This is a genomic window from Reyranella sp. (assembly GCF_052439685.1).
Taxonomy (GTDB): Bacteria; Pseudomonadota; Alphaproteobacteria; order Reyranellales; family Reyranellaceae; genus Reyranella.
Genome location: NZ_JBQVQG010000027.1, coordinates 25,215 through 38,132, shown reverse-complemented (window position 1 = coordinate 38,132; position 12,918 = coordinate 25,215). Strand labels below are relative to the sequence as shown.

Annotated in this window: 12 protein-coding genes; 7 read left to right on the top strand and 5 right to left on the bottom strand. The window is 66.7% G+C overall.

The features are described 5' to 3' along the window. Positions 1-198: hypothetical protein (locus ACT6UX_RS24750; RefSeq protein ID WP_444777818.1), on the top strand; the 198-nt coding region annotated here is incomplete at its 5' end. A 95-nt stretch (positions 199-293) separates the two neighbouring features. Beyond that, on the top strand, positions 294-2,246 hold the full coding sequence (locus tag ACT6UX_RS24745; protein ID WP_444777817.1) for a carbohydrate porin: 1,953 nt from the start codon (positions 294-296) through the stop codon (positions 2,244-2,246). A gap of 3 nt (positions 2,247-2,249) precedes the next feature. On the opposite strand, the gene ACT6UX_RS24740 is transcribed toward ACT6UX_RS24745, so the two are convergent. From ACT6UX_RS24740 to aqpZ, 3 genes are read right to left on the bottom strand one after another with little or no spacing between them, the layout of a single operon-like run. Further along, positions 2,250-4,346, bottom strand: coding sequence for an adenylate/guanylate cyclase domain-containing protein (locus ACT6UX_RS24740; protein WP_444777816.1), 2,097 nt, complete (start codon positions 4,344-4,346; stop codon positions 2,250-2,252). Between the two features lie 31 nt (positions 4,347-4,377). Continuing rightward, entirely contained in the window at positions 4,378-4,743 is a 366-nt protein-coding gene (locus tag ACT6UX_RS24735; protein WP_444777815.1) for a hypothetical protein, read from the bottom strand. A 60-nt stretch (positions 4,744-4,803) separates the two neighbouring features. After that, entirely contained in the window at positions 4,804-5,496 is a 693-nt protein-coding gene (aqpZ, locus tag ACT6UX_RS24730) for an aquaporin Z (RefSeq protein ID WP_444777814.1), read from the bottom strand. 195 nt (positions 5,497-5,691) lie between these two features. Between aqpZ and ACT6UX_RS24725 the strand changes: the two genes are divergently transcribed. Genes ACT6UX_RS24725 through ACT6UX_RS24705 form a run of 5 tightly spaced genes read left to right on the top strand, consistent with a single transcriptional unit; the run spans position 5,692 to position 11,145 of the window. Next, on the top strand, positions 5,692-7,326 hold the full coding sequence (locus ACT6UX_RS24725) for an ABC transporter substrate-binding protein (protein ID WP_444777813.1): 1,635 nt from the start codon (positions 5,692-5,694) through the stop codon (positions 7,324-7,326). Positions 7,327-7,336: 10 nt separating this feature from the next. Continuing rightward, complete coding sequence (locus tag ACT6UX_RS24720; protein ID WP_444777812.1) at positions 7,337-8,341, top strand: ABC transporter ATP-binding protein; 1,005 nt, start codon at positions 7,337-7,339, stop codon at positions 8,339-8,341. Beyond that, the gene (locus tag ACT6UX_RS24715) at positions 8,338-9,336 is read left to right on the top strand and encodes an ABC transporter ATP-binding protein (protein WP_444777811.1); all 999 of its coding nucleotides are present in this window, start codon (positions 8,338-8,340) and stop codon (positions 9,334-9,336) included. Before ACT6UX_RS24720 ends, ACT6UX_RS24715 begins: the two co-directional genes overlap by 4 nt. Then, a complete protein-coding gene (locus ACT6UX_RS24710; RefSeq protein ID WP_444777810.1) occupies positions 9,336-10,265 on the top strand; it encodes an ABC transporter permease in 930 nt (309 codons plus the stop codon). The genes ACT6UX_RS24715 and ACT6UX_RS24710 overlap by 1 nt, the downstream gene beginning before the upstream one ends. 10 nt (positions 10,266-10,275) lie before the next feature. Then, positions 10,276-11,145: an ABC transporter permease gene (locus ACT6UX_RS24705; protein WP_444777809.1), complete on the top strand. Its 870-nt coding sequence runs from the start codon at positions 10,276-10,278 to the stop codon at positions 11,143-11,145. A gap of 6 nt (positions 11,146-11,151) precedes the next feature. Here the strand turns inward: ACT6UX_RS24705 and ACT6UX_RS24700 are convergent, their stop codons facing one another. Together ACT6UX_RS24700 and ACT6UX_RS24695 are read right to left on the bottom strand one after the other, a co-directional pair. Beyond that, on the bottom strand, positions 11,152-11,754 hold the full coding sequence (locus ACT6UX_RS24700; protein WP_444777808.1) for a YdeI/OmpD-associated family protein: 603 nt from the start codon (positions 11,752-11,754) through the stop codon (positions 11,152-11,154). Beyond that, positions 11,754-12,890 carry a mandelate racemase/muconate lactonizing enzyme family protein gene (locus ACT6UX_RS24695; protein WP_444777807.1) on the bottom strand — a complete coding sequence of 379 codons (1,137 nt, stop codon included), beginning with the start codon at positions 12,888-12,890 and terminating at the stop codon, positions 11,754-11,756. The genes ACT6UX_RS24700 and ACT6UX_RS24695 overlap by 1 nt, the downstream gene beginning before the upstream one ends. Positions 12,891-12,918 lie beyond the last annotated feature (28 nt).

The following is a 12,918-nucleotide window of genomic DNA, read 5'->3' as shown; positions in this document are numbered from 1 at the left end:
GTCGAAGTCGATGTCGGTTGGGATGTCACCCTGATGATGGAAGCCTTCGGCCGCCAGCCCGGCGTGATCGGCAACCAGATGGGCCTTCGTTACACGCCGGCCGCCCATCCGAGGTTCGATTTCGACCTGCTCGTGGGGACGACCTACGACGAGCTGAACACGAAGTTTTTCACCCTCGGTGTAACCGTCCGGTTCTAATCGTCGCAGGGCGAAAGCGCCATCCGCGTGATATCGAGCGGCCGATGGCGACCCGGCGAGCATCTCACGCAAGACAAACAGGCAGCCCGATCGCGATGGGCACGGCGGCGCTCGCAGCCATCCTGCTCGCGGCATCGGGCGTCAGAGCGGACGAGCCCGGATCGGTGCGCTCGAGCTTCTATGTCGGCGGACATGTCGGCTATCTCTTCGGCACTGCCACCGCCACCTTCGCCGACCCGGTTCCCGGTTCGACCGCCGGAGGGACCACGCCCTACGGCACCATTTTCGGTGGCGTGCAGGCTGGCTACGAGCACAACCTTCCGTCCCGCCTTATGCTGGGCCTCGAACTCGACATGTCCTTTCCCGGCGCGCAGGACCTTGGGCAGGTCCTGTCCTATCGCGCGACGTCGACGGCCACGGCCAACCAGCAGCTCGAGTATCTGGCGAGCCTGCGCGGCCGCGTCGGCTACACGATCGACCGGTGGACCCCCTTCGTGACCGGCGGCATCGCCTGGGCGAGCGTTCGCACCGAACGCATCGATCTCACGACGGGCAACGACGACACGACGCCCGGCAATGTCCGCGCAGGCTATGTGCTGGGCGCCGGCGTCGACTACCGATTGGATTCGAAGTGGTCGGCGCGCGCGGAATATCTCTACACCAGCCTGCCTCTGAACGGCTTCACCTTCGCCTCGCCGTCGCGCTACGATTCCCTCTACGATCTTCACCGTGTCCGGCTCGGCCTGAACTACAAATTCGGCACCCCCGACAAGGATCCGGACGACAAGCCCGATCGTGGGCCGGGCTCGTGGGAAATCCATGGCCAGACGACCTTCATCTTCCAGGGCTATCCACCGATCGCCGCGGCTTATTCGGGCACCAACAGCCTGCCGGCGGACGGACAGAGCCGCGAGACCTGGACGGTCTCGGCCTTCCTCGGCGTGCGCCTCTGGCAGGGCGGCGAGCTCTACTACAATCCCGAACTGCTGCAGGGCTTCGGCGTCGCCAACACGACGGGTGCCGGCGGCTATCCCAACGGCGAAGCGCAGAAGTCGAACTTCCCCTACCCGCGCTACAACACCTCGCGCCTGTTCCTTCGCCAGGAAATCGGGCTCGGCGGCGAGCGCGAAAAGGTGGAGAGCGAGTACGGCCAGCTTTCGGGCGAGCGCGACGTCTCCCGCGTCACGCTGCAGATCGGCAAGTTTTCGGTGAAGGACCTGTTCGACGGCAACACCTACGCCGAGGATCCGCGCGTCGATTTTCTCAACTGGTCGATCTGGGCCTCGGGCGCCTTCGACTATCCTGCCGATCGCCTGGGCCTCACCTGGGGCTTTGCCGCCGAACTCAACCGACCGAACTGGAGCGTGCGCGCAGGATATTTCCTCGTGGGCAACGAGCCCAACGCCAACACGTTCGATACGGCCCTGTTCGTCCGCGGCGGCTATGTCGGCGAGATCGAACTACGCTACCGGCCGTTCGACCGGCCGGGCGCGGTCCGCCTCGGCACCTGGATGAACCGCGCCTTCTCGGGCTCCTACGACGAGGCCGTCGCGCTCGCCGCCCTCACCCCCGGCCTGACGGCCGACGACACGATCGACCAGACACGGCGCGGCCGCACCAAGTACGGCCTCTACCTCAACCTCGAGCAGGAGATCACCGACGCGATCGGCCTGTTCGGCCGCTTCAGCTGGAACAACGGCGCGTCGGAGATCATGGCCTTCACGGACATCGACACCAGCATCTCGCTGGGCGCCTCGATCAAGGGAACGGGCTGGGGCCGGCCCGACGACCGGATCGGCATCGCCGGCGCGCTCAACGCCCTCTCGGCCAGCCACAGCAACTACCTGGCCGCCGGCGGCCTCGGCGTCCTGGTCGGCGACGGCGCCCTCACCTACGCCTCAGAAGCCGTCGTGGAGACCTACTATGCCTTCCAGCTCGCCAGGGGCGTCGTCGCTACCGCCGACTATCAGCTCCTCGTCAATCCGGCCTACAATGCCGTGCGTGGACCGGTGAACGTCTTCAGCGGACGCCTCTCGGCCCGCTTCTGAAGTCTACTTCCGGTCCATGTGCCAGGTGCCGTCCCAACCGGCTGGCACACCCTCGCGCAGGAACCTCTCGCAGCGTCCGATGAAGACGTGGCAGGGTGGGTCCTCCTCGCGCATCGCCGCCGCGGCCCGGAAGCCGACCAGCGCCTCATCGAAGCGCGCCGCGACATAGGCTTCGCGAGCCTTTTCCCACTGGGCGAGAAACGCCGCATGCTCGGCGCGGCTCGCGGCCTCGCCCATCGGTTCGTAGACGTCGTGCGCTTCGGTGGTGCCCACGGCGACCACGCGGTCGATGTGGCGCCACACGAAAAGCTCGGCGGTCGGCCCGGCGATCTCGCCGCTCGCCAGAATCTCCGTGCCGTAAACCTTGTTCATGCCTTCGAGGCGCGAGGCCTGGTTCGCGACCTGGCCGACCAGCGTGTAGTTGATGCGTTCGCGGGCGCCGACATTGCCCACCACGGCCGGCCCGGTATGCAGGCCGAACCGCGTGCGGAAGCCTGGCCGTCCCCGCTCGCGCCATTTTTCAGAAAGCGCGCGGCCCGCCGCGGCGGCCTGCAGCGCGCCGCGACAGGCGTTGGCGATATGCTCCGGATCGGTCTCGGGCGCATTCCAGAAGGCCATGATGCTGTCGCCGATATACTTGTCGATCATGCCGTGGTTGGCCGAAATCGCCGAGCCGAGCGCTTCGAAATAACGGGACAGCCGGCTCGTCAGGAGCTCCGGTTCCATCGTCTCCGTGAGCAGCGAGAAACCCTCGATGTCGGTGAACATCACGGTGATCTCGCGGCGCGTCCCGCCAATGCCGCTGCTCTCCGGCGAGCGCATGATCTGCTGCACGAGATTCTTGGAGACGTAACGTCCGAAGATTTCCAGGCCTGCGCGCATGTTCTCGACCGCATCGGACAGGCGGACGATCTCGGTGATGCGGCTGTGCACCGGCTGCTGGTCGGAGAAATCGAGCTGGCGGATGCGCTCGGTCTTGAGAGCGATGCGGGCGATCGAGCGCGAGAGGATCAGCGACGCGGCCAGCGCGCCGATCGCAGCCAGCGCCACGGCGACGGCCGCGGCGATTGCGGCGCGCTGCAGCAGCACCCGAGACTCGGCCGTCAGTTCCCGTACCGGCACCGCCGCGGCGATCACGAAGCGCTGCCCCAGCAGAGGCGGCATGCGATGGACGATCACGCGATAGACATGGCCACCGGCCTCGACCTGCCGGTCGATCTTCGCGTCGGTTGCGACCGCCTCCTCCACGGCCTCGTGCAGGATCTGCCGGACCTGAGCGTCGGCGGGAAGACAGCCCGGCAGCGTCGGCGCGCAGGGTTCCGACTCGATCTCGACCCTGCCGCCGGAGTGGCCCACCACGATCACTGAATTTTCCGTGATCTTGTAGGCGGTGAGAAGCTGCGACAACGTCCGAAGCGTGAAGTCGAAGCCGACGACGCCGATGCCGGTGCGCAGCGGAATGCCGGCGGAGATGCCGGCGTCGGCGGTCTGCACGAAACGATAGGGATCGGTGAGGATCGCCTGCTTCGCCTTCATCGCGTCGACGTACCAGGGCCGGGTACGCGCATCGAAGGTCGTCGTGGCGGTCCGGGCGGGGCCGTGACTGCCGTCCGGCATATAGAACCAGTAGGTTTCCTTGTGAGGAGGATCGCCCGCCTCGATCACCCGCACGATGATCGACTCGCCGTCCGGAGCGTCCAGCTCGATCCGCTGCTCGATCGTGAACGTGTCCGGCCGCCCGGCATAGATGAAGCTGCCGTCCTGATAACCGACGAACGCCGACTGCACCGCCTGATGGCGATCCAGCATGGCGACGAGCTGGTGCCGACGCTCCTCGTCGACCACCGGATTCTCGGTGGCGTTGAAGCTCGGTCCGAAGGCCAGGGTCTGGCCGACCGAAATCACCACATGCAGCCCGTCGGTGAGGAAACCCTCCACCGCCGATTCGAGATGGCCGACCCTCTGGTCCGCGCTACGCTGTTCGAGCAGGTCGACGGAGCGCCAGCCGAGCCACAGCAGCACGCTCGTGAGCGGTACCACGACCAGGGCCATCAGCGTCAGGATCGTGACGCTGAACGGAATTGACCGCCGCCCCGACATCAAATTTCAGACGATCGCAAAAGCCGCAAGGTCAGGCCTTCACGGCATTCCATTTGCAGCCACCGTCCTGGCTCTGCGCGACCAGGCTCGGCGGCGTGGCGCCGAGGTCGGCGGTATAGATGATGTTCATGCGACCGAGGTTGAAGGTCCCCTGATAGACGTTCGGGCGGATCGACTTCATCTTCACGTCGATTCCGCCAGCCGACTTCAGCTCACCCTCGCCGTTCGCGATCTTGAACGTATGTTCGCGGGTGAAGGAAGGATCGAGCTGGATGCAGCCCGAGATGCTGTTGGGATTCTCCTTGAACCGAAACGTCACCTCGACGTTCTGCTGGGCGGCCGCCGCCAGCGGCATCAGTCCCGCCAGCACGAGCGGAGCGAATCTCTTGAACAACATCGGGACTGTCCTTCATTGGCCATGGGCTGTGCCGCACTCTACAGCGCACGGAGGGGCCCGTCAGTCCTTGCTGCGCAGCAATCCGTAGGCAGCACCGGCAATCGCGCCCCCGAGAAGCGGCGCCACCCAGAACAGCCAGAGTTGCGACAGGGCCGCGCCGCCGACGAATAGCGCCGGCGCCGTGCTGCGCGCGGGGTTCACGGACGTGTTGGTCACCGGAATAGTCACCAGGTGAATGAGCGTGAGCGCGAGGCCGATCGCGAGGCCCGCCACCGCCGGGCTGACGCGCTTGTCCGTGGCGCCGAGGATGATGGTCACGAAGCCAAAAGTCATGACGACTTCGATGACCAGCGCGGAGACGAACCCGTACTTGCCAGGCGAATGATCGCCATAGCCGTTGGTCGCGAAGCTGCCGATCTCGGCCCCGGCCTTGCCGGTCGCGATGACATAGAGGATGGCGGCGCCTGCGATGCCGCCCAGCACCTGCGCGACCACATAATGAACGACCTCGCTGAAGGGAAAACGGCCCGCCACGGCCAGGCCGACGGTCACCGCCGGATTGAAATGACCACCCGACACGCCGCCCACGGCGTAGACCATCGTGAGGACGGTGAGGCCGAAGGCGAGCGCCACGCCGGCGAAGCCGATGCCGAGTTGCGGAAAGCCGGCGGCGAGCACGGCACTGCCGCATCCGCCGAGTACCAGCCAGGCTGTTCCCAGAAATTCTGCGTAGAGACGATTGGTAATAGGCATGTTCTCTCCCCGAGTTGCCGAGCTGAGTCTACGCCTCTCCAGACTATTCTCCTAGTACATGCACAAATCCGGGGCGCATTTGCCCAGCGCTGGACGATCTCCCGCACTGCAACAAGCGAAGCGTCACCGAACCGAAACCTCGCATTCATGAAAGGGCCCTAGCGTGCCGCCCTCGTCGCCCAGGGGGTTTACACCATGTTTCTGCGCCGCCGCGCTTTGATCGCCGCATCCGGTCTCGCCGCCACCAGTTTCGGCCTGCCGCGCATCGCCCTCAGCCAGGCCGACCGCCGGCCCAGCATCACCATCGCAGTGCAACAGATCGCCAATAGCGCCGCGCTGGAGCCGCTGCGCGAGCAGTCCAATGTCGGGCAGCGCGTCTTCTCCTTCATCTTCGAGCGGCTGATCATGCAGAATCTGCTCGCGAAGCTGGAGGCAGTGCCGGGCCTCGCCGAGAGCTGGAAGCGGATCGACGACCGCACGGTCGAGTTCACCCTGCGCAAGGGCGTGAAGTTCCATAACGGCGACGAGATGACCGCCGACGACGTGGTCTTCACCTTCAGCCGCGACCGCATGTTCGGGCCGGACTACGACATCGCCTCGAACAAGACGCTGTTCACCTCGGTCCTCATCCGCGATGCGGTTCAGGGCAAGAACCTGCCGCCGGAAGTCCCGGCCGTGGCCAAGCGCCTGTTCCCGGCGCTGGAGAAAGTCGAGGCCGTCGACAAGTACACGGTGCGCTTCGTCAACCGTACACCCGACGTGACCATGGAGGGCCGCATCGGGCGCCTCGGCAGCGACATCGTCTCGCGCCGCGCCTATGAGGAGTCCAAGAGCTGGCTCGACTGGGCGCGCGCGCCGGTCTCGACCGGCCCCTACAAGGTGCGCGAGTTCGTGCCCGACCAGTCCCTGACCCTGGATGCGCATGAAGACTACTGGGGTGGCCGCCCGCCACTGAAGAGCGTGCGCATCATGGTGGTGCCCGAGGTCGCGACCCGCATCAACGGCCTGCTGGCCGGCCAGTTCGACTTCATCTGCGACGTGCCGCCGGACCAGATCCCCGGTATCGAGAAGAACCCGAAATTCGAGGTGCTGGGCAGCACCATCGTCAATCACCGCATCACGGTGTTCGACAAGAACCATCCACGCCTCGCCGACCCGCGCATCCGCCAGGCCTTCACGCATGCGATCGATCGTCAGGCGATCGTCGACGCGTTGTGGTCGGGCCGCACCCGCGTGCCGGCCGGCCTGCAATGGGAATTCTACGGCCCGATGTTCATCGAGAACTGGACGGTCCCGGCTTACGATCTCGCCAAGGCCAAGGCCTTGCTCAAGGAAGCCAATTACAAGGGCGATCCGATCCCGTACCGGCTGCTCAACAACTACTACACCAACCAGGTGTCGACGGCGCAGGTGCTGGTCGAGATGTGGCGTGCGGCCGGCCTCAACGTACAGATCGAGATGAAAGAGAACTGGCAGCAGGTCTTCGACGTCAACAGCCCGCGCGCCGTGCGCGACTGGTCCAACAGCGCCGGCTTCAACGATCCGATCTCTTCCCTCGTTGCCCAGCATGGGCCGCAGGGTCAGCAGCAGCAGGTCGGCGAATGGACCAACGAGGAGATGAACCGGCTTTCGGTTGCGATGGAGGTCGAGACCGACATGTCCAAGCGCAAGGCGATGTTCAAGCGCATGCTCGAGATCTGCGAGCGCGAAGACCCCGCCTACACCGTGCTGCACCAGAACGCGACCTTCACGGCCAAGCGCCGCGACATCAAGTGGAAGGCCTCGCCGTCCTTCGCCATGGAGTTCCGCAGCACCAACTTCTCGATCTGAGGGCGACGCGATGACGGCTCCCCTCGTCACGGTACGCGACCTCACGGTCGATTTTGCGGGCGGCGCGCAGGCTTCGCGCGCCGTCGATGGCGTGAGCCTCGAGATCGCGCCCGGCGAGGCGCTGGGCATCGTGGGCGAATCGGGCTCGGGCAAGAGCGTGACCTGGCTGGCCGCGCTCGGCCTCCTGCCGACCAAGGCACGGGTCACCGGCTCGGTCCGCCTCGACGGAAGGGAACTGGTCGGCGCCGCCCGTAGCGATCTCGAACAGGTGCGCGGCAAGCGCATTGCCATGATCTTCCAGGACCCCTCGAGCTGCCTCAACCCGGTCCATCGCATCGGCCGCCAGCTGGTCGAGGCGCTCGGCCTGCATCGCGGCCTCAGCGGCCGTGCCGCCGAGGCCGAGGCATTGCGCCTGCTCGACCAGGTCGGCATCGCCGATGCCCGTCGGCGCCTGTCCGATTTTCCGCACCTTCTTTCTGGCGGGCTGAACCAGCGGGTCATGATCGCCATGGCCTTGGCCGGCGAGCCCGACCTGCTGGTCGCCGACGAGCCCACGACGGCGCTCGACGCCACCATCCAGGCCCAGATTCTGTCCCTGCTGGGCAACATCCGGCACGACACGGGCATGGCGCTGGTGCTGATCAGCCACGACCTCGGCGTCGTCGCCGAGAATGTCGACCGCGTGGCGGTGATGTATGCCGGCCGGCTCGTCGAGGAAGCGCCCGGCACCGACCTGTTCGGTGCGGCGCGCCATCCCTACACGCAGGGCCTGCTGGCCGCGCTGCCCACCCTCACCGGCCCACGCCGCCGGCTGGCCGCCATTCCGGGCACCGTGCCGGAACCGGGCAACATGCCCGCCGGCTGCCGCTTCGCACCGCGTTGCCCCGTCGCCGAGACGCGATGCGCGTCGGTGCCTCCACCGTCCCGCATCGTCGGCTTCCGGCATGCTGCCGCCTGTCACAGACGCCTCGAGCCGGGTGCTTCCGCCTGGATGCAGAAGCAGGCGGCGGAATGAGCACCCTTCTCCAGGCCACCGACCTGCGCCGTCACTACCGCGTGCGGGCCGGCCAGGGTCTGTTCGCACCCAAGGCCGTTCTGCGCGCCGTCGACGGCGTGTCGCTCGCGCTGCGGCCGGGCCGCACCCTGGGCCTGGTGGGCGAGTCGGGCTGCGGCAAGTCGACGACTGGCAAGCTCGTGCTGGGACTCGTGCCGCCCACCTCGGGCACCGTGCACTATCGCGGACAAACGCTACCGCCCGTCGGCACACATGCCTGGCGCGGGCTGCGCCGGCACATCCAGATGGTCTACCAGGATCCGCTGGGCGCACTCGACCGCCGCCTGCCGATCGGCACGCAGATCGAGGAGCCGCTGGTCATCCACGGCCGGGCCACTGCCGCGGAACGACGTGACCGCGCGCTGGCGGCAATGGAATCGGTCGGCCTGCAGCGCCATCAGTACGAACGCTATCCGCACGAACTGTCGGGCGGCCAGCGCCAGCGGGTGGTGCTGGCGCGCGCCCTGATGACGGAGCCGGACCTGCTGGTCTGCGACGAGCCGATCTCGGCGCTCGACGTCTCCATCCAGGCGCAGGTCGTCAACCTTCTGCTCGACCTGCAGGACCGGCTGGGCATCGCCTATCTGTTCATCAGCCACGACCTCAAGGTCGTGCGTCAGGTGAGCCACGACGTCGCTGTCATGTATCTCGGTCGCATCGTCGAGCAGGGCGAAGCCGAGAGCCTGTTCGCCGCGCCGGCCCATCCCTACACGCGCGCACTGGTGGCGGCGATTCCGACCGTCGATTTCGGCGGTGGGCCGAAGCGCGAGCGCCTGCTGCTGCAGGGCGATCCGCCCAATCCCGTGAACGTACCCACCGGCTGCGCCTTCCATACGCGCTGCCCCTTCGCGACCGCCCAGTGCCGTGTCGAGGCGCCGACCTTGCAGCCCACGGCCGATGGTCGAGTGGTCGCCTGCCACCGCATCCAAGAACCCGCCCTGCAGGTCGCCGCCTGATGCTGATGTTCGCCACCTCGCGCCTGCTGCGTGCGGGCCTCACTATCCTGTTCGTGATGACCTTCGCCTTCGTGGTGCTGCGCCTTTCGGGCGACCCGGCGCTCCTCATCATGTCGGTCGACGCGCCGCCCGAGGCGATCGCGGCGTTCCGCGAATCCTGGGGCCTGAACCAGCCGATCTGGGACCAGTATCTGTCCTATATCGGCCACGCCCTCACCGGCGATTTCGGCAAATCGATGCGCGACGGGCGGCCCGCCATCGACCTCGTGATGGAACGGGTGCCGGCGACCCTCGCCATTACGATGCCGGCGCTGGCGCTCAAGATCGGCCTCGGCATTCCCGCCGGCATCTATGCCGCCCTGCATCGCAATTCGATGGCGGACCGGCTGACCATGGCGGCCTCGGTCGCGGGCTTCACCATGCCGAGCTTCGTGCTGGCGTTGCTGCTGGTGCTGGTGTTCGCGGTCCAGCTCGGCTGGCTGCCGGCCAGCGGCAGCAGCGGGCTTGCCTCCGCCATCCTGCCGATCATCACGCTGGGGACCGGTGGGGCTGCGATCATGGCGCGCTTCACACGCTCGGCCATGCTCGAAGTGCTGGGCCAACCCTATATCCGCGCCGCTTCCGCGAAAGGCGTGACCTGGCACGCCGTCGTGACCCGGCACGCGCTGCCCAACGCCGCCATTCCGACCGTCACCATCATCGGTTTCATGGTCGGCAGCCTGGTGGCCGGCGCCGTCGTCGTCGAAAGCGTCTTCTCGTGGCCCGGCGTCGGCCGGCTGCTGGTGTCAGCCGTGGCCAACCGTGACCTCGCGGTGGTGCAGGCCATCCTGATGGTGATCGCGGCCTGGATGGTGATGGCCAACCTCACCGTCGACCTTGCCTATGGCTGGCTCGATCCGCGCGTGCGCGGCACGGCCGCGGCGCACTAGGAGCAGCAGCATGGCCATCGCCGAACGCGCGCCAGCTCCCGCCGTCCTTCGCCGTTTCCCCGTCCTGCCGCTCGGCGTCACCCTGGCGCTGGCCTGGCTCGCCCTGATGATCGTGACGGCGCTGGGCGCGGATTTCCTCGTGCCTTATTCCATCACCGCGCTCGACCTCAAGGCGCGGCTGGCGCCACCGGTCCTGATGGGCGGCACCTGGGCCCATCTGCTGGGCACCGACGAACTCGGCCGCGATGTGCTCTCGCGGCTCATCATGTCGATCCGCATGAGCCTGCTGATCGCCTTCTTCGGCACGATCATCGCGGCGACGCTCGGGACGGCACTGGGCTTTCTCGCCGCTCACTTCCGCAAGTGGGTCGAACAGATCGTGCTGATGGCCATCGACTTCCAGGCCAGCATGCCCTTCATGATCATCGCGCTGTCGGTGCTGGCCTTCCTCGGCAACAGCCTGCCACTGTTCATCGGCTTGATGGGCTTCCATTCCTGGGAGCGCTACGCCCGCATCTCGCGCGGCCTTACGCTCGCCGCCAACGAGCAGGGCTATGCCGCCGCGATCCGCCAGCTCGGCGCGAGCCCCGCCCGCATCTACGGCCTGCACATCCTGCCCAATATCGCCTCGACCCTGATCGTGTCGATGACGCTCACCTTTCCCGAGATCATCCTGCTGGAGAGCGGCCTGTCGTTCCTGGGGCTCGGCGTCCAGCCGCCGCTCGCGTCGCTTGGCAACATGGTGGGCTATGGCCGCGAATATATCAGCCACGCGCCGTGGATCATGCTGGCCCCGGCCGTCACGATCGTGCTGACCACGCTGTCGATCAGCCTGCTCGGCGACTGGCTTCGCGATCGGCTCGACCCGACATTACGGTGACGACGCTCAAGCCTTCTTCCTGCCCTGCGGATAGATCGTCTCGCCGCGCTTCAGCATCTCGACGAAGGAAGCGATCTTCTTCTTCCGTCCGGCCTCGGTCTTCAGGGTCTCGGTCCGGAAGGCCAGCGCAAAGCGGTTCTGGGCGCTGAGCGTCGCCAGCATCGCCTTCGCGTCGGGCTCCGCATCGACCGCAGCCTGCAGATCGTCCGGCAGCTTCGAATCCTTGGCGCGGTAGGCGCGATCCCAGCGGCCGTCCTGCTTCGCCGCCTCCACGTGCTTCAGCCCGTGCGCGGTCATGCGGCCTTCCTCGACCAGCCGGGCGACATTGTCGACGTTGATCTGGCTCCAGACGCTCCTGGCGCCACGCGGCGTGTAGCGCTGCAGGAAGCTCTTGTCGTCTAGACCCTTGCGGATACCGTCGATCCAGCCCCAGCACAGAATGACGTCGATCGCCTCCTTCGGTGTGATCGACGCGAGACCCGACCTCACTTTATGGATCTTGATCCAGACTTCACTTTCCCTGTCGTGATGCCTGCCCAGCCATTTGTAGAAGCTGGCTTCCGTCGCAAACTCGCGAACCTTGTCCGGATCGACCGTGACCGGCGCCATCAGCACACCCGGTAGCGTTCGACGGCATCCCTATCCAGCTCGATGCCGAGGCCGGGACCTTCCGGCAGCACAACGTGGCCAGCTTCGAGCTTGAGGGGCGTCTTGAGCAGCTTGGTGCGCAGTTCATTGTCGCTCATGTCGTATTCCAGCATCGAGGGATACGGCGGATACCCGGTGTGCGGCGTCGCGGGCAGCGCCGCCAGGAAGTGGCAGGCCGTGGCGAGGCCCACGGCGCCGCCCCAGACATGCGGCGCGACCCGCAGGTTCTGCGCGTGCGCCAGCGCCACGATGCGCTTGGCCTCGGTGATGCCGCCGACTCCGGGGATGGAGGGCTGCACGATGTCGATGCAGCGCCCGTCGATCAGCGCGCGGAAGTCGCGGACCGTATGGTGCGCCTCGCCCGCCGCCAGCGCGATCGGCGACCGTGCCCGCAGTTCGGCATAGCCGCGGAAATCGCCCGGCGGCAGCGGCTCCTCGATCCAATGGATGTTGAACGGCTCGATCGCTCGGGCGCATTCCAGCGCCACGTCGGCCGTGTAGGCACCGTTGATGTCAACCAGCAGCAGCTTGTCGGGCCCCAGCGCCTCGCGCGCGAGCTTCACACGCTCGACGTCGCTTCGGATGCCGCGGCCGATCTTGATCTTGGCGCCGGCATAGGGATGGGCTGCCGCTTCCGCCATCATGTGCTCGAGCTGGCGATCGGGATCGTCGGAAAAGAAACCGGTCGAGGCATAGGCCGGGAAACGTGTGGCGCCGCAGCCGCCGATCAGGTCGCAGACCCGCACGCCGAAGCCACGGGCGATCGCATCCCACAGAGCGACGTTGATGCCTGCGAGACAGGCGGTGAGCTGGTTGCCGACACCCAGGTGATAGATCGCATTGCGCACCCTCGCCTCGACATGATCGAAATCGAAGAGGCTGCCGCCCAGGAACATCGGCTCGAGCATGCGGAAATATTCCCGCGTCACATGAGGATTGCCGAAGGCCTCGCCGATTCCCGTCACGCCGTCGTCGGTCTCGACCTCGACCAAACCGCCGTGGCGGCGGAAGCCGCCGCCGCGCGACATGCCGTAGGCCTTCTCCGGCGCGAAGGCATATTCGAGTCCGATGAACGAAAGACGGCGGATCGTCGGCATGGCAGCTCCTGCAAATCCCGCGCTATGG

Excerpts from the sequence above, each read along its gene's own strand:
- ACT6UX_RS24700 (WP_444777808.1), bottom strand. The coding sequence starts at position 11,754 with ATGGCGCCGGTCACGGTCGATCCGGACAAGGTTCGCGAGTTTGCGACG.
- ACT6UX_RS24725 (WP_444777813.1), top strand. The coding sequence starts at position 5,692 with ATGTTTCTGCGCCGCCGCGCTTTGATCGCCGCATCCGGTCTCGCCGCC.
- ACT6UX_RS24740 (WP_444777816.1), bottom strand. The coding sequence starts at position 4,346 with ATGTCGGGGCGGCGGTCAATTCCGTTCAGCGTCACGATCCTGACGCTG.
- ACT6UX_RS24745 (WP_444777817.1), top strand. The coding sequence starts at position 294 with ATGGGCACGGCGGCGCTCGCAGCCATCCTGCTCGCGGCATCGGGCGTC.
- ACT6UX_RS24710 (WP_444777810.1), top strand. The coding sequence starts at position 9,336 with ATGCTGATGTTCGCCACCTCGCGCCTGCTGCGTGCGGGCCTCACTATC.
- ACT6UX_RS24720 (WP_444777812.1), top strand. The coding sequence starts at position 7,337 with ATGACGGCTCCCCTCGTCACGGTACGCGACCTCACGGTCGATTTTGCG.
- ACT6UX_RS24695 (WP_444777807.1), bottom strand. The coding sequence starts at position 12,890 with ATGCCGACGATCCGCCGTCTTTCGTTCATCGGACTCGAATATGCCTTC.
- ACT6UX_RS24735 (WP_444777815.1), bottom strand. The coding sequence starts at position 4,743 with ATGTTGTTCAAGAGATTCGCTCCGCTCGTGCTGGCGGGACTGATGCCG.
- ACT6UX_RS24705 (WP_444777809.1), top strand. The coding sequence starts at position 10,276 with ATGGCCATCGCCGAACGCGCGCCAGCTCCCGCCGTCCTTCGCCGTTTC.
- ACT6UX_RS24715 (WP_444777811.1), top strand. The coding sequence starts at position 8,338 with ATGAGCACCCTTCTCCAGGCCACCGACCTGCGCCGTCACTACCGCGTG.
- aqpZ (WP_444777814.1), bottom strand. The coding sequence starts at position 5,496 with ATGCCTATTACCAATCGTCTCTACGCAGAATTTCTGGGAACAGCCTGG.